Origin of the sequence: Micrococcus sp. 2A (assembly GCF_039519235.1) — a bacterium.
Classification (GTDB): Bacteria; Actinomycetota; Actinomycetes; order Actinomycetales; family Micrococcaceae; genus Micrococcus.
The window spans coordinates 1,808,053-1,826,117 of the sequence record NZ_CP154351.1; the positions used below are offsets into that span (position 1 = coordinate 1,808,053).

Annotated in this window: 16 protein-coding genes; 3 read left to right on the forward strand and 13 right to left on the reverse strand. The window is 76.4% G+C overall.

Going from position 1 to position 18,065, the window contains the following annotated elements; genetic code table 11:
- Nucleotides 1-26: 26 nt before the first annotated feature.
- The 5 genes from AAG742_RS08280 to AAG742_RS08300 form a co-directional block, all read right to left on the reverse strand.
- Nucleotides 27-620, reverse strand: a complete 594-nt coding sequence (locus AAG742_RS08280) for a type 1 glutamine amidotransferase domain-containing protein (protein WP_298711574.1) — start codon at nt 618-620, stop codon at nt 27-29.
- 129 nt (nt 621-749) lie between these two features.
- A complete protein-coding gene (locus AAG742_RS08285; RefSeq protein ID WP_343282026.1) occupies nt 750-1,637 on the reverse strand; it encodes a PPK2 family polyphosphate kinase in 888 nt (295 codons plus the stop codon).
- Nucleotides 1,630-2,871, reverse strand: coding sequence for a pyridoxal phosphate-dependent aminotransferase (locus AAG742_RS08290; RefSeq protein ID WP_298987937.1), 1,242 nt, complete (start codon nt 2,869-2,871; stop codon nt 1,630-1,632). The genes AAG742_RS08285 and AAG742_RS08290 overlap by 8 nt, the downstream gene beginning before the upstream one ends.
- 43 nt (nt 2,872-2,914) lie before the next feature.
- Nucleotides 2,915-4,132, reverse strand: coding sequence for a glycine betaine ABC transporter substrate-binding protein (locus AAG742_RS08295; RefSeq protein ID WP_343282027.1), 1,218 nt, complete (start codon nt 4,130-4,132; stop codon nt 2,915-2,917).
- Nucleotides 4,129-4,614, reverse strand: a complete 486-nt coding sequence (locus tag AAG742_RS08300; RefSeq protein ID WP_343282028.1) for an NUDIX domain-containing protein — start codon at nt 4,612-4,614, stop codon at nt 4,129-4,131. Before AAG742_RS08300 ends, AAG742_RS08295 begins: the two co-directional genes overlap by 4 nt.
- Nucleotides 4,615-4,761: 147 nt before the next feature.
- On the opposite strand from AAG742_RS08300, the gene AAG742_RS08305 reads away from it, so the two are divergent.
- Complete coding sequence (locus AAG742_RS08305) at nt 4,762-6,648, forward strand: hypothetical protein (protein ID WP_343282029.1); 1,887 nt, start codon at nt 4,762-4,764, stop codon at nt 6,646-6,648.
- Nucleotides 6,649-6,697: 49 nt separating this feature from the next.
- Here AAG742_RS08305 and AAG742_RS08310 read toward each other — a convergent pair whose 3' ends face one another.
- Genes AAG742_RS08310 through AAG742_RS08320 form a run of 3 tightly spaced genes read right to left on the reverse strand, consistent with a single transcriptional unit; the run spans nt 6,698 to nt 9,609 of the window.
- Nucleotides 6,698-8,005, reverse strand: coding sequence for a hypothetical protein (locus AAG742_RS08310; protein ID WP_343282030.1), 1,308 nt, complete (start codon nt 8,003-8,005; stop codon nt 6,698-6,700).
- A 19-nt stretch (nt 8,006-8,024) separates the two neighbouring features.
- Nucleotides 8,025-8,969, reverse strand: a complete 945-nt coding sequence (locus AAG742_RS08315; protein ID WP_343282031.1) for a hypothetical protein — start codon at nt 8,967-8,969, stop codon at nt 8,025-8,027.
- Between the two features lie 10 nt (nt 8,970-8,979).
- Nucleotides 8,980-9,609, reverse strand: a complete 630-nt coding sequence (locus AAG742_RS08320; protein WP_248118284.1) for a GNAT family protein — start codon at nt 9,607-9,609, stop codon at nt 8,980-8,982.
- Nucleotides 9,610-9,663: 54 nt separating this feature from the next.
- Between AAG742_RS08320 and AAG742_RS08325 the strand changes: the two genes are divergently transcribed.
- Both AAG742_RS08325 and AAG742_RS08330 read left to right on the forward strand, forming a co-directional pair.
- Nucleotides 9,664-10,356 carry a 5-formyltetrahydrofolate cyclo-ligase gene (locus AAG742_RS08325; protein WP_248118282.1) on the forward strand — a complete coding sequence of 231 codons (693 nt, stop codon included), beginning with the start codon at nt 9,664-9,666 and terminating at the stop codon, nt 10,354-10,356.
- A 58-nt stretch (nt 10,357-10,414) separates the two neighbouring features.
- Nucleotides 10,415-10,726 (forward strand): FmdB family zinc ribbon protein, encoded by a 312-nt coding sequence (locus AAG742_RS08330; RefSeq protein WP_248118280.1) that lies wholly within the window; start codon nt 10,415-10,417, stop codon nt 10,724-10,726.
- A gap of 46 nt (nt 10,727-10,772) precedes the next feature.
- Here AAG742_RS08330 and AAG742_RS08335 read toward each other — a convergent pair whose 3' ends face one another.
- The 5 genes from AAG742_RS08335 to AAG742_RS08355 form a co-directional block, all read right to left on the reverse strand.
- A complete protein-coding gene (locus AAG742_RS08335) occupies nt 10,773-11,051 on the reverse strand; it encodes a hypothetical protein (RefSeq protein WP_248118278.1) in 279 nt (92 codons plus the stop codon).
- Complete coding sequence (locus AAG742_RS08340; protein WP_343282032.1) at nt 11,041-14,799, reverse strand: DUF4011 domain-containing protein; 3,759 nt, start codon at nt 14,797-14,799, stop codon at nt 11,041-11,043. Before AAG742_RS08340 ends, AAG742_RS08335 begins: the two co-directional genes overlap by 11 nt.
- A 99-nt stretch (nt 14,800-14,898) precedes the next feature.
- Complete coding sequence (gene guaA / locus AAG742_RS08345) at nt 14,899-16,467, reverse strand: glutamine-hydrolyzing GMP synthase (RefSeq protein ID WP_343282425.1); 1,569 nt, start codon at nt 16,465-16,467, stop codon at nt 14,899-14,901.
- A gap of 96 nt (nt 16,468-16,563) precedes the next feature.
- Nucleotides 16,564-17,127 carry a DUF3817 domain-containing protein gene (locus tag AAG742_RS08350; RefSeq protein WP_248118274.1) on the reverse strand — a complete coding sequence of 188 codons (564 nt, stop codon included), beginning with the start codon at nt 17,125-17,127 and terminating at the stop codon, nt 16,564-16,566.
- Complete coding sequence (locus AAG742_RS08355) at nt 17,124-18,050, reverse strand: SURF1 family protein (protein WP_343282033.1); 927 nt, start codon at nt 18,048-18,050, stop codon at nt 17,124-17,126. The genes AAG742_RS08350 and AAG742_RS08355 overlap by 4 nt, the downstream gene beginning before the upstream one ends.
- Nucleotides 18,051-18,065: the final 15 nt, after the last annotated feature.

An 18,065-nucleotide genomic window follows, 5' to 3' on the forward strand; every position in this document is an offset into this window, starting at 1 on the left:
CCGTCGGTGTGCTCAGCGGGGCGGGCTCAGACGGACTGGCCCTCGTGCCTGCCCTCGGCGAGCTCCTCGACGAGCTTGGCGTTGAAGGCGTCCAGGTCGCCCGGGTTGCGGGAGGTGGTCAGGCCGGAGTCGACCACGACCTCCTTGTCCACCCACGTGGCGCCGGCGTTCTTCAGGTCCGTCTTGAGGGAGGCGTAGCTGGTCAGCTCGCGCCCCTCGACGACGCCGGCGTCGATCAGCGTCCAGGGCGCGTGGCAGATGGCGGCCACGGGCTTGTGCTGGGCGAAGAAGTCGCGCACGAACGCCAGCACGTCCTCGTCGCCGCGCAGGGCGTCGGCGTTCAGGGTGCCGCCGGGCATGACGAGCCCGGCGAAGTCCTCGGCCTTGGCCTCGGAGACGTGGAGGTCCACGGGGAAGGACTCGCCGTGCTCCCAGTCCTGCTTCATCGCGGTGACCGTCTCCTTCTCGAGCGAGACGAGGCTGGGGGTGCCGCCGGCGGCCAGCACTGCCTCCCACGGGGAGGTGAGCTCGACCTGCTCGACGCCCTTGGTGGCGAGGAAGGCGACCTTCTTGCCGGTGAGCGGCGCCGTGGTCTCGGTCTGCTGGGTGGTGTCCGTCATGGTCTGCATCCCTTCGTTCTGCGGTGGCGCGCCGTCGGAATGGCGCCTGGTCCACCATAGGCACGCTCCCCGGGGGTGGTGGCAAGGGGCGCCGCCCCGCGGGCGGGGATCAGCCGACCGCGGGCGGTGTCAGCCTGCGGCGAGGCGGCGGCGCTGCTCCTCGACGTCGAAGTCAGCCTCGGGCCAGGTCAGCTCGAGGCCCTGGAGCGTCTCGATGAGCAGCTCCTGCACCGCGAGGCGGGCGTACCACTTGCGGTCCGCCGGCACCACGAACCACGGGGCCGTCTCGGTGTCCGTCCGCTCCATCGCGATGCGGTAGGCGTCCATGTAGGCGTCCCAGTGCGCGCGCTCGTCGACGTCCCCGGGGTTGAACTTCCAGTGCTTCTCGGGCTCGTCCAGGCGCGCCTCGAGCCGCTCGCGCTGCTCCTCCTTCGAGATGTGCAGCATCACCTTGACGATCCGCGTGCCGCCGGCCGTGATCTCCTCCTCGAACGCGCGGATGAGCCCGTAGCGCTCCTCCACCGTCGCCAGGGGTGAGAGTCCGCGGACGCGGTGGACCAGCACGTCCTCGTAGTGGGAGCGGTCGAAGACCGCGAGGAAGCCCGGCTCGGGCAGGTGCGGGCGGATGCGCCACAGGAAGTCGTGCGCGCGCTCCTCCTGCGTGGGCGCCTTGAAGGCCGCGACGTCCACGCCCTGCGGGTCCATCGCGCCCACGACGTGCCGCATGATGCCGCCCTTGCCCGCGGTGTCCATGGCCTGCACCACGAGCAGCACGGACGGCGCCGGCCCCGCCGCGTCCGCGCGCGTGGACTGCGCGAAGAGGAGCTCCTGGAGCCGGGTCAGCTCCTCGGAGCGGGTGGCCAGCGCCGCCTTGCCGTCCGCCTTGTCCCCGTCGAATCCGGGCGTGGCGTGGGGGTCGACGTCGGCCGGGGGCGGCACCGCCCCGTCCGCGGCGCGGGCGCGCAGGGCACGCCGCAGCGGCTCGGCGAAGGGGCTCAGGATGGTGTGATCAGGCATGGCTCTCCCTCCACTCCTCGAGGAAGTCCTCCAGGCGGTCCAGGGCCACCTCCAGGTCCTCCACGCTCGGGAGCGTGACGAGCCGGAAGTGGTCGGTGTGCGGGTAGTTGAAGGCGCCGCCGTGGGAGACGAGGATCTTCTTCGCCCGCAGCAGCTCGATGACGAACCTCTCGTCGTCGTCGATCCGGTAGACCTCCGGGTCCAGGCGCGGGAACAGGTAGAGCGCGCCGTGCGCGGGCTGCACCGAGACGCCGGGGATCTCGTTGAGCCGCTTCTGCGCGAGGTTGCGCTGCTCCAGCAGGCGGCCGCCGGGCAGCACGAGGTCGTTGATGGACTGGTAGCCGCCGAGCGCCACCTGGATGGCGTGCTGCGCCGGCACGTTGGCGCACATGCGCATGTTCGCCAGGAGCGTCAGGCCCTCGAGGAAGTCGCGGGCGCGGTGCTTGGGCCCGGAGACGGCCACCCAGCCGGAGCGGAACCCGGCCACGCGGTACGCCTTGGACAGGCCGGAGAAGGTGAGGGTGAGGACGTCGTCGGAGAGGCCGGCCGCGTTGATGTGGCGGGCGCCGTCATAGGTGATCTTCTCGTAGATCTCGTCCGCCATGAGCACGAGGTGGTGGCGGCGGGCCACGTCGATCAGCCCGTTCAGCACGGCGCGGGAGTAGACCGCGCCCGTCGGGTTGTTGGGGTTGATGACCACGATGCCCTTGGTGCGCTCCGTGATGAGCGACTCGATGTGCTCCAGGTCCGGCTCCCAGCCCTGCTCCTCGATGCAGCGGTAGTGCACCGCGCGGCCGCCGGCCAGGGTCGTCGCCCCCGTCCACAGCGGGTAGTCGGGCGAGGGGATGAGGATCTCGTCGCCGTCGTCCACGAGGGCCTGGAGGACCATGGAGATCATCTCGGACACGCCGTTGCCGATGTAGACGTCCTCGACGCCGATGTCCCGGATGCCGCGGGACTCGTAGTACTGGGACACCGCGGTGCGCGCCGAGTAGACGCCCTTGGAGTCGGAGTAGCCCTGCGCGTGCGGCAGGTGCTGGTACATGCCCTGCAGGATCGTGTCCGGGGCCTCGAAGCCGAACGGCGCCGGATTGCCGATGTTCAGCTTCATGATCCGGTGCCCGGCGGCCTCCATGCGCTGCGCCTCCTCCAGGATGGGGCCGCGCACGTCGTAGCGGACGTTGAGCAGCTTGGAGGACTGACGGATCTGTCGCGGGTCGCCGGAGGAAGCCATGCGCTCCATGATGGCACTCGGCCGACCAGGCCGGAACACCGTGTCAGAACCAGGAGCCCCGCGGGACGAACCAGTCCTCGGGCGCCTCCTCGAGCCCTCGTGTCACGAGCCAGTACTGCGCGGCGTCCTCCGGGCTCAGCGCGTCGTCCCCGGTGGTGAGGCGGGCCAGCTGGCGCAGCCCCTCCTCGTCGAGGCCGTCCATGACCTCGCGGATCGCGGCCTCGGCGTCGTCGTCGAGCGCGTCCGGATCTCCCAGCACCGCGATGCTGCCCTCCGGGAGGACCCGTTCCCCGTCCCCCAGGGGCACGAGCGCGCTCGCCTCGATCTCCGGGTCGAAGCGGTAGGCCAGGCCGACCTGGGCCTCGTCCTGCACGACGGCGGGGATCGCCTCCTGCGCGGGCGGCAGCCACTCCCCGATCCGGCAGCCGGCGAGGCGGTCGAGCCGCTCGCGCAGCAGGACCGCGGCGACGCCGGGCTCGGCGCCGCCCAGCACCGCAGGGGTGGCGGCGCGCAGCTCTTCGCAGCGGCCGTTGAGGTCGTCCAGGGAGTCGAGCTCGAGCCGCGTCGCGGTGGTGGCCGTGACCACGGCGGCCAGGCGCAGCGGCTCGCGGGAGGCGGAGAGCACGTGGGGGCGCGCCACCCCCGGGAAGGCCGAGGCCGCTGCCGCGGTGGAGGAGCCGCTGGCCGGCGTGACGCCGGAGGACACGGCGCCGCCGGCGGCCAGCAGCTCCTCCACGATGCCCCGCGTGGCGGCCGCGTCCGGGGCCGACTCCCCGCGCGGCAGGGGCGTGGGCGAGGCCGCGGCCGTGGGGTCGGCGGGCACGCGGGGCGGGGCCGCCGGGTCGAGCGGGGGCAGGCTCGTGGACGCCGCGCCCGCCGCCGTGGGGGCCGTCGTCGGGCGCGGACTCGGCTCGGGCACCGAGGGCAGCAGGGAGGCGGGGTCCTCCGTCAGGACGAGGGTGAGCGTGTCCACGACGGCCACGGTGCGGCCGCCCGCGGCGTCCCAGGGCTGGGCCGGGACGGGCGCACCCTCGGGCTGGGGGGCGACGGCGTGGCCGCGGCGGCGCAGGTTGCGCTCCACGACGGCGGCCACGGCCGTCTGGAGCGGGGCGTTCGAGTGGGTCACCGTGACGGGCGCCCCCGTGGGGCCGGACGACGGCTCCGGAGGGCCGGCGGGCGAGCACGCACCGAGGGCCACGGCCAGGCCGAGGGCGACGGCGGGGACGAGCGAGCGGCGGTCCTTCACGCGGCGGCCGTTCACGCGGCGTCCCCGACGGAGCGCTGCGCGGCGAGCTCCAGGGCGCGGGCCACCCACGTGGCGGTGCGGACCTCGTCGAGCGCGGTCAGGTCGAACCAGCGGGCGTCGGTGGAGGATCCCCCCACCTCGGGCCGGAGGACTCCGCCCGTGAGGCGCGCGGTGTAGAGGATCTGCACGGTGAGGAGAGGGACGCCCTCGCCCCGCAGGCGTCGTTCGGCGGGGATGAGGCCCGTGGTGACCCCCAGCAGGCCCGTGAGCTCGCTCGTGTGGCCGGTCTCCTCCCACACCTCGCGGCGGCAGGCCTCCTCGGGGCTCTCCCCCGGCTCCAGCCCGCCGCCGGGCAGCGTCCAGACCACCTCGCCGGGGCCCTCCCACGAGGAGAGCAGGATCCGGCCCTCGGACACGATCAGGGCGTAGGCGCCCGCGCGCATCTGGAACGGCCCGGGCTCGGGCGCGGCGGCGGGGGCGGCGGGGCGGGTGGTCACGGGCGGGCTCCTGCCGGACGGGGATGGGGGTGGGGCGGACCGGCGGGCCCAGTCTACGAGCACCGCCCGCCGCGAACAGGGGCTCGGCCCGCACTCACCCTGGCTAGGGTGGGTGGACCACCCGCCGCCCGAGGAAGGAGTCCGCCCATGACCCCCGCGGCTCCCGCCCCCGAGGACCCGGCCGCCGCCGGCGACGACGCCCTCGGCCGCCTCACCACGCTGCTCGCCCGGGCCCAGGCCGCACCCGGCGGCCTCGACCTGACCGGCACCGACGACCCGGCCGGCGTCACCGGCCCGCAGGGCGCCACGCTCGACGCGCACGGGTGGTCCGACCTCGCCCTCGAGGCCGCCCTCCGGGAGGAGCCGGCCGACGTCGTCCGGTGCGCGGAGTCCGGTCTCCTCGCCCCCGGCGGGGATCAGCCCGGCACGCGCCTGACCCTGCTGCGCCAGCTCGCGCTCGCCGCCGATCAGGCCGATGACGAGGACGCCCTCGCCCGGCGCGTGGAGGAGCGGGCCGACGTGCTGCGGGCCCTCGGGCGGCCACATCAGGCGGCCCTGGAGACGCAGCTCGGCGCGGCCCTCGTGCGCGAGCCGGACGGGTTCGAGGCCGCGGTGCTGGCCGGCGTCGTGGAGGACGAGCGGCGGCGCCGCGCGCAGGGATCCGGCGGCGACCCGGCGGACACCGTGCTCCCGGAGGCACTCCTCGGCCTGGCCGTCCAGCGCATCCACGAGTCCGACCTGGACGGGGCGCTGGTGCACCTGCGCGAGGCGATCGCGCTGCTGCGCGAGCTGCGGGCCGCCGGCGCGGTGCTCCCCTCCGGCACGTGGGCCAGCGCCCACCTCGTGCTCGCCCGCCTCCACCTGTGGCGGGGCGAGCACGCGGAGGCGGAGGTGGAGGCCCTGACCGTCCTCTCCCTTCCAGCGGCCCGCGCCGTCCGGGCCTCCGCGCTGCTGGTGCGCGCCATCGCCGCCCACGAGCAGGGACGGCCCGACGACGCCCTGCGGTTCGCGCTCGACGCGACCGCGGGCATGGGCGAGGCCGGGCTCCGGCGCGGGGCCGCCTCGGCCGCTGCGCTCGTGGCCCGGGCGGCCGACGACGGCGACCGGCAGGAGGCCGCCGTCCTCGCGTGGCGGGTGGCCGCCGTCCACGCCGAGAAGGCGGAAGCCCCGGAGGCGGCCGTCCTGACCTACTGGTGGGCCCACCAGCTGGTGCTGGCCGGCAGGCCGCAGGAGGCCGAGCCCGTGCTCGAGGGGCTCGTGCGCCGCGCCGCCGCGGGCGGGCAGGCCGTGGAGCAGGCCCGCGCGCTCGTGGACCTCGGCCACGCCCTCCACGACCAGGACCGCTCCGTCGAGGCCCTGCCGCTGTGGCGCGAGGCCGCGGACCTGTTCGAGGCCCACGGGCAGGCCGAGGACGCCGCGCGCGTGCTGCTGGCCGCCGGAGCCCTCGTGAACCGCGAGCGCGACGCGGCCTCCCGCCCGCTCGCCCTCGACCTCTTCGAGCGCGCGGCGACGGCAGCCCGCCGCGCCGCGGACGAGGCCGGCGAGGAGGACGACGGCGACGTGCTGCCCGCCGCGCTCCACGCGCTGGGGTACCTGCTGTGCGAGTCCGGCCGCCCGGAGGGGCTGGCCCTGCTGGACGAGGCGATCTCGCTCGCGGAGCAGGCCCCGGCGCCGTGGCAGGCCGCCGACTTCCTGGACACGCGGGCCCGCGCCCTGTGGGCCCTGGAGAACGGGCCGGAGGCCGTGTCCACCGCGCTGACCTCCGCCGACCGATTCACGGCCGCGGGAGACCCGAACGGCGCCGCGCAGGCCGAGCTCTTCGCCGCGTACGTGGTGGCCGAGGACGGGCGCCCCGAGCAGGCCGCCACCCTGTTCCGGCTGGTCGGGGACTCCACCGGATCGGACCTCGTGCGACTCGGCGCGCTGACGGGGCTGCACCAGTGCCTCGACGCGCTGGGCGACCACGCGGGCGCGGCCCGCGTGCGCGACGACCTCGAGAGCGTCCGCGCGCGGCTCGGGGTCAGCGGAGACTGACCGGGGTCAACGGGGGCTGTCCGGGGGCACCGCGGGCCGACCAGGGCCCTCACCGGCCGTGCAGCACCTCCGCCGCCGCCGCCCGACGTGCCTCGCGTGCCGCCGGGGGTGCCTCGGGCTGGGCCGCGAGCGCGAGCAGGGTGGCGGCCGTCCGCGCCGCGAGGGCCTCCGGGTCCGCGCTCGTCCCCGCCCGGCGGCTGAAGCGTGCGATCACGCCGTCGAGGGCGGTCCCGCCCGCGCCGAGGTCGGCGCGCGCGGCACGCAGGTGGCCGATCAGGGCGGCCCAGTCGTCCACGCGGTGGCCGGGTCCGAGGGTGTCGGCGTCCAGGAGTCCCGTCACGCGCGTGCCGGCGGGGCCCACGTGGAGGTTGCCGGGGTGCAGGTCTCCGTGCACGGGGACCACGGGCCCCGGATCGGCGGAGTCCAGCAGCGTCCGGGCGGCGTCCGCGGCGCGCCCCGTCTGCGCGCCCGTCGCCGGGTCCAGCACGGCGGCGGCCCACGTCGCGTGGTCGAGCAGCTCGCGCCATGCCCCGGTGCCCGCGGCCGCGGCGTCGGGCGCGGGGACCCGGCCGGCCGTGCCGGAGGCGCCGACGTCGTCGGGGTCCTCGGCGGCCAGGGCGGCGGGGAGGCGGTCCAGCACGTCCTCGACCGCGCGGGGATCCAGCGCGTCCGCCCGCGGGCCGGTGAGGAGTCCGCGCCACGGGACGCCGGGGACCCGGCCGAGCGCGAGGACGCCGAGGTGGGGCGGGGCCACGAGCGGTGGGACCGGGACGCCGGCCTCCAGGGCCGCGCGCAGGCGGCGGTGCAGCGGGTGGACGGCCTCCGGTGGGAGCACCTTGAGGAACACGGTGCGGTCCGGGCGGGCCTCGTCCTCCCGGGGCTCCCATGCGGTGGCGAGGACGGCCCGCTCTCCGGGCCGGTAGGCCACCTGCTCGAGGGAGCGCAGCACGCCCAGTCCGCCGAGCCATCCGCCCACGTGCTCGCGGTCGACGGCGAGGGGCAGGCCCGGCAGGGCGGCGTCGTGGGGCAGCCACCACCACGTGGTCCCGTCGGGGAGGTGCCCGGAGAGTGGGCCGTCGGCGGGATCATCGTCGGCCACGGGATCGTCGTTCGCGGGATCGTCGTCGGCCACGGAGATGACGGCGGGGTGTTCAGCCGCGGCGGCGGGCGGGCCGTCGAGCACGAGGGTGCGGGCGAACGCCTCGCCGGCACCCACCGCCCCGGCCACCACCACGAGGTCGATCTCATGGGCGACCCGCCGGCCGAGCCTCAGGTGCAGGCGGGGCGGAGCGGCGCGCAGCAGGCGCAGCCCCGACGCCTCGAGGGCGGCCAGGACTGCGAGGGGGACCGCCGTCATGCGTGGGGCCGGAGAGGGCTCAGGAGGCGCGGCGGCGGGCCAGGACGTTGTCCAGGTCCAGTGCGGCGATGTCCCGCTCGGCGGTGGGGCTGATGTCCTCCGCGCGGGCGGTCTCGGGGCTCAGGGAGTCCTTGATGCGCCCGGAGGTCGCGGGCACCGGCGCGGCCTCGAGCGGCGCCGGCGCGGGGCGCTCCATCTCCGGTGCGTCCAGGTAGGTGGGGCGCGGCACGGCGGGGATGACCACCGAGCCGTGGCCGGACGGGACGGCGGGCGCGGCGCTCCGCGGCGCCTCCGGCACCGCGCGGGCCTCAGCTTCCCGGCCGTCGACGACGCCGGCCGTCCCGGTCTCCTCCGCGGCCGGTGCGGCGGCGGGGGCGCCGAAGGCGAGGACGGTCTCGAGCGTGCGGCGGTCGCGCGCGGGATCGGCGTGCGGAGCCGTGGCGTCCGCGTCCTCGGCCGGTGCGGCGCCGGTGAGGGCGTCGTCGGCGGGGGCGGCGGGACGATCCGCGGCGCGATCGCGCAGGGCGAGGGCCCGGAGGCCGCCCAGCGAGGCCGCGGCGATCAGCAGGGACCACCCGGCGGCGGCCGCGCTGGAGGCCCCGAAGAGCGCGCCCATGCCGGTGACGAGGAAGACCACGAGGGCGAGGGCTCCCACCAGGGCGACGGCGGCACGGTCCCGGCGCACGTGGAGGCGCGAGAGCTCGGGCGAGACCTCGGCGAGGCGGGCGGCGGAGAGACGCCGGGCCAGGGCACGGGCCGCCGGAGAGCTCTGCACACGGGTCGTCATGAAGGTCCTCCAGCGGTTCGGGCGGGCGGCGGCGGCGCGGGCTCGGCGGCGGTGCACGAGCCGCCCCACCCCGACCGCCACGAGGACCAGCATGACCACGGAGGCGCTGACCTTGAGGCCCGCGAACACGCCGAGGGCGGAGTCGAGCTCCGCCACCAGGGTGTTCCACTCGTCCATGCGGGCCAGCCTACCGGCCGGCAGGGGCACGCCGCGCGTCGAGCCAGCGCGCGAGGAGGCCCTGCGGCACCTCGTCCACGGTGACCGCGAAGCTGCGGTGGTCGCGCCAGTCGCCGTCCACGTGCAGGTAGCTCCGGCGCAGGCCCTCCTCCCGCAGTCCGAGCTTCTCCACCACGCGCAGGCTCGCCGCGTTCTCGGGACGGATGTTGACCTCCACGCGGTGCAGCCCGAGGGTGAAGAAGGCCCAGTCCGCGGCCATCGCCACGGCGGTCGGCGTGAGCCCCCGGCCCGCGTGGCGCTGGTCGATCCAGTAGCCGATCGCGCCCGAGAGCACGGAGCCGTACTGCACCCCGCTGAGGCTCAGCAGCCCGATCAGGCGGTCCCGCCCCGGGGCGTCGTCGTCGAGGGCCACGCCCCACGTGAAGGAGGTGCCCGCGCGGGCATGGCGGCCGTGCCAGCGGACCATCTGCCCGAACGTGGCCGGGCCGGCGCCGGGCTCGGGGCTCGTGGCGTCCCACGGCGTCAGCCACTGCTCGTTGGCGGTCCGCTGCTCCCGCCACGCCCGCTCGTCGCGCCGACGCAGCGGGCGCAGGGTGAGGGAGTCGTGGCGCAGCGCCACGGGCCAGGACGAGCTCGACATGCCCTCGATCCTAGGGCGTGGGCCGGAGTCCCAGGGCGCGGGCACAATGGCTCCATGGCCTCCCCCGACGCACCCCTGCCCTCCCCCGCGTCGACGCTCGACGAGTCCGGCGCGACGGCCCTGGCGAAGGCCGCCCTGCGCGCCCGCGTGCGCGCCGCACGCCGGGCCCTGGATCCGGCGCGCCGCGCCGCCGAGGCCGAGGCGGCGGCCGCGCACCTGTGGGAGTGGCTCGGTCCGCGCGTCGCGGCGACGCGCGGGCGGGGCGCCACGCCCGTCGTCGCCACGGTGCTGCCGATGCCCACGGAGCCGGACACCGGCCCGCTGCGCGAGCGCCTCCACGCCGCCGGGGCGCGCATCCTGGTGCCCGTGATCGAGCCGGGGCGGCGGCTGAGCTGGGCCGCGTGGCACCCCGGGGTGGGCATGGCCCGGGCGACGGCGGCCCCGATCGACGAGCCGATCGGGCCGCGACTCCGCGCGGACGCCCTCGCCGACGCCACGGCGGTGGTGCTGCCGGGGCTCGCGGTGGGCGAGGACGGCATGCGCCTGGGCCAGGGCGGCGGGTACTACGACCGCTTCCTCGCGGATCTGCCGGCCGCCGTGCCCACCGTGGCCCTGCTGTTCGCCCACGAGGTGCTCCCGGCCACAGAGGTGCCCGCCGAGCCCACGGACCGGCCCGTGGACGGGGTGGTCACGGCCGCCGGGCTGCGGTGGCTCGGACCGGCGGGTCCGCGGGGCGCGGCGGAGTAGCATCGCAGGGCCCGGACCATCCGCCCCGCGCCACGGCGCGCCCGACCCGAGGGGACCCATGCCCACGTACGCCTACCGCTGCAAGGACTGCGGCCACGCCTTCGACGCCGTCCAGTCCTTCACGGACGACGCCCTCACCGAGTGCCCCGAGTGCGGCGGCACCCTGCGCAAGCAGTACGGCTCCGTGGGCGTGAGCTTCAAGGGGTCCGGCTTCTACCGCACCGACTCGCGCGGCGGATCGGCCGGCGTCCCGGCGAGCGGCTCCGAGGGGTCGACGGGCGGCACGGCCTCCTCCGGCACGTCCGGCTCCGGCGCGGGCGACGGCGGCTCGTCCTCCGGCACCCCGACCTCGGCGTCCAAGGCCGACTGACCTCCGCCGCCCCCGTGGTCCCTGACCCCGGGGGCGGGGCCGTCCGTCAGCCCCAGTGCGGCGGGCGCTGCGCGAGCAGCCAGCGATCGTGCTCGTCCATCGCCGCCACGGGCTGCCCCGCGGGCGCCTGACCGGCGGCACCGGGGCGGGGCGAGGAGCGGGGCGCGCGGGCACCGGCCCCGTCGAGCCCCGCGACGCGCGGCTCCGGGCCGTCGGCGGCCGTCGGCCCCGTGCCCGGGGCGTCCGCGCGCCGGGACCGGCCGCGCCGAGGACCGCTCCCCCGCGCCGCACGCCCGTGGGCTGGGGGCCCCGGCTCAGCGCTCATCGGCGTCGGTCTCGTCCTCCGACTCCTCCACCGGCTCGTCCAGGCCGAGCCGCTCGGCCAGCCGGTCCGCGAGGGACTCGGGATCGGCGAACACGTCGATCGCCCAGAGGGTGTCCGTGTCCCAGCCGCGCGCCTCGAGCTGCTCCGGCAGGCGCCGCGAGCGCTCGCGCACGGTCATCGAGCGGTACGTCAGGCCGCCGTCGCTCACGAGGGCCAGCGGCCGCACGGCCCCGCCCCGCCCGGCGGCCGCGAGGTCCATGACGCCGCCGAGCCGCGGGCGCACCTGCGCGCCGTGCTCCGCGAGGCGGTCGCACAGGTCCGCCATGAGCGGATCGTCCACCTGGCCGCCCGTGGGCTCCTCCCCCGAGCCGAGGTAGGCCTCCAGCAGCGTGAGGAACCAGCGGGCGCCGCCGTCCAGCCGCTCCGCCTCGAGGTCCGAGGCGCCCACCGCGGAGACCAGGTGCAGGCGCCGGCGCGCCCGGCTCACCGCGATCGCCATCATGCGCTCGCCGTCCGGCTCCGAGACGGCCCCGAAGTGGTGCACCACGCGGCCGTGGGGGGTGCGGCCGTAGCCCGGGGTGAGGATCACGGCGTCGCGCACCACGGAGGCGGCCCGCGTGACCGGGACGATCACGAAGGGCTCGCGGGTCGACTCGTCCTCGCCCCGCCCGCGGGCCAGGAAGTCCCGCGCCCACGGCGCGCGCGCGGCGGTGGCCTGCACGGCGGCGGCCACGCGGCGGGCGTGCTGCTCGGACACGGTGACCACGGCGAGCGACTCGTCGGCGTGGTCCCGGATGTGCTCGAACACGCGCTGGACGGTGCGGGCCACCTCGGCGTCGGTGGACTCCACCACGTCTCCGCCCGTCATGGGGATGCCGGTGCCCTCGGCCACGTACTCGGCGGTCACGGTGCGGCCGTGCCCCGTCAGCTCGCCGGCCGTGGGCACGGCCTCGAGCTCGCCGTCGTAGGCCAGCGTGGAGATCAGGCGGACGAGGCGCCGCTCCATCCCGCGGTGCACCGTGCGCAGCGGCAGCACGGGCAGCACCTCGGCGAGCGCCTCGTGCGCGGAGCGCAGCGGACGCAGCGGGCCGGCGGTGGCCGTGGGGTCCACGGACACCTGGAAGGACTGCGGCCGGCCGATCACGGGGTCGCCGAACGAGACCACCTGGGGGGCGCGCACGAGCGCGCCCATCACGGTGGCCAGCGCGGTGGAGTCCGCGTCCAGCAGCACCACGACGTCGGCGGACCAGTCCGCGGGGAACTCCGCGAGCGCCATGGGCGAGGTGGTCATGATCGGCACGAGGGGCTGCAGGACCTCCGGTGTGAGCGTGGCGAGCGACTCCACGCTCGGGCGGCCCTGCTTGAGGAGGTTCCGCAGCACGGCGGCGTCAGCACGGTAGGTGCCCAGCGCGGCGCGCCAGCGCTCGGACAGCGCGGCGGAGAGCCGCTCGGCGCCGGAGGCCAGCAGGTCCCGGTCCGCCGCGCGGAAGCCGCGCTCGACCTCGGTCAGGTCGGTGCCGCTCATCATGGCCAGGAAGTCGTCGCCGGAGATCATGGCCTCGAGCGCGGACTGCCACCAGGCCAGCTCGAGCTCGGCGTTGAGCCGTTCGGGCGGCACCTGCCGATCGTGGAGGTCTGCGAGGAGCTCGGTGAGGCCGTGGTCGCGCAGCTGGTCGAGCACGAGCGTGCGCTCCGGCAGGGAGGAGAGGGTCTCGCGGTCGGCCACGAGGCCGTCCACCGCGGCGGCGAGGTCGTCGGCGTCCCGCTCCACGAGCGCGGTCTCGGCGGTGGCCTCCGGCGCCAGCACGGCCGTGAGCCGCTCGAGGCGGTCCTCGACGCCGGCCACGGCGCCCAGTCCGCGGGCGGCCTGGTCCGGGACCATCGGCACGGAGCCGGGCTCGGCGGCGTGGCGGCGCCAGTCCTCGACGACGGCCTCCGCCTCCAGCAGCGCCGCGTGCAGGTCGTGCGGCTGGACGCCGGGACGCACCACGTCCTTGGCCTGGCGGCGCACGCGGGAGCGGGCGACGGAGGACATCTCCACCATGTTCTGGCGACGCCACCCGCTGGAGGCGGTGGCCGCCACGAGCTGAGAGAGGTCCTGCGCGAACACCTCGGGGGTGAAGGTCTCGAGGCAGCGGGCGACCCGCTCGTACAGGTCCACCTGCTCACGCCAGCCGGCCACGGTGCGCGCGGGGCGCAGCCCGGCCTGCGCCGCGGCGGTGTCCACCGCGCGACGCGTGGTGTGGAGCGTGGCCGCGAGCTCCTGCACGAGCTCGGCGGCGGATTCGGTCTCCTGCACGTTGCGCACGCGCGCGCCGAACCAGCGGCTCTGCGTGGCCTGGGGCGAGAACGCGCCCAGCTCGCCGGCCCGCTCGAGCTGCTCGGCCACGGCGTGGCGGTTCACGGTGGAGTCCAGCACGGAGCGCTTCAGGCGCACGGTGGTGGCGGGCGGGGTCTCGAGGCCGGTCAGGGCCGCGAGCGCCTGCATGGCCTGGAACGGCGAGCAGCCCCACCGGGGGCGCACGTGGTGCAGCGAGCCCACGTGCTCGCGCAGGCGACGGCGCCGCTCCACGAGCTCGGCGTCGGCGCGGCGTCGGTCCGGCTGCTCGGCGCGTTCCGTCCGCAGCACGGCGGCCACGAGCTGACGCCGCAGCCACTCCGGGTCCGCGTTGGCGGGCACGTCGAGGGCCGCGGCCCGCAGGCCGGCCTCCTCGAGGCGGTCGTGCACGTCGGCCAGGGCCGCGGAGCGCTCGGCCACCACCAGCACGCGCCGGCCCTCCCAGGCCAGGCGGGCGGCCAGCGCGACGGCGGTCTGCGTCTGGCCCGTGCCGGGCGCGGCGTGCACCACGAGCGAGCGGCCCGCGGAGGCGTGGTCCAGCACCGCCTGCTGGGAGGGGTCGAGGTCGAGCACGAGCCGCTCGTCCTGCGGCGCGCGGTCGTCCCCGTCCGGTTCGTCCACGGGCCCGAGGTCGGCGGGACGGGGCACCATGCCGGTGCCGGCGTCGTAGAGGGCCTGGACCACGGGCAGGTGCTCGAGGGAGTCCGGCAGGCTCGCCGTCTCCCCGAGGTCCGCGAACGTGGAGAGCAGCATGCGCTCCGAGACCTGCAGGCCGTCCAGGGACCCGGCCTGCTCCCGCAGCAGCGCCAGGGCGGGGCCCGGCTCCATGCGCGCGGTGGCGTAGGCGGCGTGCTGGTACGCCTCCGGGTCCAGGCGGATCCCGTGGTGCCGGCGGAGGTTGCGGACCAGGGCGGGGTTGAGCCGCGCCGGCTCGGTGATCTGCACCTCGAGCTCGTCCCGGTCCTGTGCGCCGCGGCGCACGGTGAGCGCCACGCGGGCCAGCAGGACCGGGGCGGAGCGGCGCTCCCGGCGGCCGTCCTCCTGCGCTGTCCACGTGGCCACGCCCACGGCGAGGGCCGCGACGTCGATGCCGCGCTCCTCCGAGAGCTCGCGCACCTTGGCGCGCAGGCCGAGGGAGACCTGGTGGGCGGACTCGAGCACGGGGCCGGCCGGCAGCAGCGTGGACAGGCGCGTGCGGCGCCCCAGCAGCAGCTGCGAGACGCCGGAGGAGTTGGCGTCCGTCACGTCGATGCTGTTGGCCGCCGAGGGCGCGAAGCGCAGCATGGTGTCGTTCTCCGCCCCCGAGCCGAGCGAGGCCACCCACGTGGCCGGGTCGGGACGGGCGGCGCCCTCGTCGGGGCGGGCGGCCGCGCGGGCGCGGGCCAGGCGGGGGAACTCCTGCTCGGTCACTTCGGTGCGGTCCTTCCTCTGCCCGCCCCGGGCGGGCGGGATTCGAGCCTGATGCCGCCCCGGATCGGGGCGGCCCTCACGCGGCGCGCAGGGCGCCGCTCACTCCCACTCGATGGTGCCCGGGGGCTTGGACGTGACGTCCAGGACCACGCGGTTGATGCCGTCCACCTCGTTGGTGATGCGGTTGGAGATCCGGGAGAGCACGTCCTCCGGGATGCGGGCCCAGTCCGCCGTCATGGCGTCCTCGGAGGTGACGGGGCGCAGGACCACGGGGTGGCCGTAGGTGCGGCCGTCGCCCTGCACGCCCACGGAGCGCACGTCCGCGAGCAGCACCACGGGGCACTGCCAGATCTGCCGGTCCAGGCCGGCCGCGGTCAGCTCGGCGCGCACGATGGCGTCCGCGCGGCGCAGCAGGTCCAGGCGCTCCTGCGTGACCTCGCCGATGATGCGGATGCCCAGGCCGGGGCCGGGGAACGGCTGGCGGTGCACGATCCCCTCGGGCAGGCCGAGCTCGGCGCCCACGGCGCGCACCTCGTCCTTGAACAGCTCGCGCAGCGGCTCGCACAGCTCGAACTCGATGTCCTCCGGCAGGCCGCCCACGTTGTGGTGGGACTTGATGTTGGCGGCGCCGTCGCCGCCGCCGGACTCCACGACGTCCGGGTAGAGCGTGCCCTGCACGAGGAAGCGGACCTCGGGGGCGTTCGGGTCGTGCGCGGACTCGAGCACGATGTCCGCCTGGGCCTTCTCGAACGTGCGGATGAAGCGCTCGCCGATGGTCTTGCGCTTCTGCTCGGGGTCGGTCACGCCGGCCAGCGCGGCCAGGAAGTCCTCGCGGGCGTCCACCATGACGAGCTTCGCGCCGCCGTGGGCCTCGCCGAAGGCCTTCTCGATCTCGGCGGACTCGCCCTCGCGCATGAGGCCGTGGTCCACGTACACGCAGGTCAGGCGGTCGCCGATGGCGCGCTGCACGAGGGCCGCGGCCACGGCGGAGTCCACGCCTCCGGAGAGGCCGCAGATCGCGCGGGCGTCGCCGATCTGCTCGCGGATGCGCTCGACCTGCTCCTCGATCACGTTGCTGGCCGTCCAGTCGGAGGCGAGCCCGGCGCCGTCGTGCAGGAAGTGCTCGAGCACCTCCTGGCCGCGGGAGGAGTGGCCCACCTCGGGGTGCCACTGCACGCCGTAGATGCGGCGCTCGCGGTCCTCGAACGCGGCCACGGGGGCGCCGACGGTGGTGGCGGTGACCGCGAAGCCCTCGGGCGCCGCCGTCACGGCGTCCCCGTGGGACATCCACACGACCTGCTCGTCGTCCTGGCCCGCGAAGAGCACCGACTCGGGATCCACCTCGGTGAGGCGCGTGGAGCCGTACTCGCGGGTCCCGGTGCGGGCGACCTCGCCGCCGAGCGCGTGGGCGATGGACTGGAAGCCGTAGCAGAGGCCCAGCACGGGCACGCCGGCCTCGAGCAGCGCGGGATCGAGCCGGGGGGCGCCGGGCTCGTACACGGACGAGGGGCCGCCCGAGAGGATCAGCGCCGCGGGCTCACGGGCGAGCACCTCGGCGGCGGGCGTGGACGCCGGCACCACCTCGGAGTACACGTTGGCCTCACGCACGCGACGGGCGATGAGCTGGGCGTACTGCGCACCGAAGTCCATCACCAGGACGGTGGGCATCACGTCGCTCAGCGGGGCGGGCTTCTCGGGGGTGGGGGGGTTCTGCGTCACCCGACCAAGGATAGTCCAGGCGTCCTGGGGCGCCGCGCCCGCGCCTCAGTAGCGGCGGGCGGCGGACGGGTACCGGTGGACCTCGTCGCGCACCACGCGGGTCATGCGCTTCTCCACGATGAAGGAGAGGAAGGGCACGACGCCGCCGCCCGCCATCGCCAGCAGGCGCACCGGCTCCCAGCGCATGAGGGACCACAGGCGGAAGCACGCGAGGAGGTAGACCACGTACATCCAGCCGTGGGCGATGAGGATGAGGAGGGAGAGGTTCACTCCCCCGGTCACCGAGTCCTCCGGATGCAGGCCCAGCACGTTGGGCTCGCCGTCCACCGTGGTGCCGCCCGCGAAGAGCTCCTGGTGGAGGCCGTACTTGAACACCATCTCCGCCACGAGCAGCAGGAGCATGACGCCCGTGATCCACGCGCACACCACGTAGAACCGGGTGGCCGAGCGGATCTGCTGCTGCGTGCCGGCGAACCGGCGGCTCTCCCGGCCCGGGCGCGGCGGCGGCTCGGGGAGGTCGGCCTCGGTGATGTCCTCGGGGTCCGGCAGGCTCGTCGGGTCCACCGCGGCGTGCGCGTCCGGTCGGGACTGGGGGTCGGGATGGCTCATCGTGTCTGCTCCTTCGGGGGACCCGCGGGTCCGTCGTCATGCGGGGTGCGCGCGGCCTGCGCCGCGAGCGCCCGCTCCTTGGCCTCGCGCGCGGCGGCCCGGCGCCGGGCGAGCTCCTCGGCCCGCCACTGGGCGGCCCACTCCTCGTCCAGGCGGGCCTCCTGCAGCTCGCGCTCGTGGTCGTCGCGCACGAACCGCCACCACAGGAAGAGGGCGAAGCCCGCGAAGAGGATCCACTCGATCGCGTAGAACACGTTCAGCCAGACGACCTGCGTCTCCTCCGGCTGCGGCGGCACCCACACGGGCTCGAGGCCTCCCGGGGCGGCCCCCGCCGAGACGTCCGCGCCCACCGCGTCCGTCACCGCGAACGCGGCCACGTAGGCGGCGTAGGAGGGCTCGTCCCAGACGTTGACCAGCTGGCCGGGGGCGAGCGTGGTGTACACGGGGCGCCCGGAGGTCTCCGCGGGCTCCGTGGAACGGGGCAGGGGGCCGTCCGGGGGCAGGAGGCGCCCGGTCAGGGTCACCTCGCCCGTGGGTGCCGGGTCCACGAGGGCGGCGTCCTCCGACCAGCCCCGCACGACGGGGACGACCTCCCCGTCCGGGGCGCCGGCCACCCGGAAGGCCGTCACGGTCCAGAAGCCCTGCCGCCCCTCGTGCAGGCGCCGGGCGATGAGTGCGTCCGTGCCCGGGAGGAACGCCCCGGACGCGGTGACGACCTGGTCCGCCTGGGAGGCCAGGAGCGGCTCGGAGGGGCGGACGTGGTCCGTGAACGGGACGGCGTTCTCCGTCTGCGTGCGGGGCGGCGGGGCCGCCGTCTCCGCGGACTGGAACTGCCAGCGTGAGAGGGCCACGAACAGGCCGGCCGCCACGAGGGCCAGCACGAGCGTGGCCAGCCACACGGGCTTCAGGGCGGTACGGAGCACCCGAGATCACTTCTT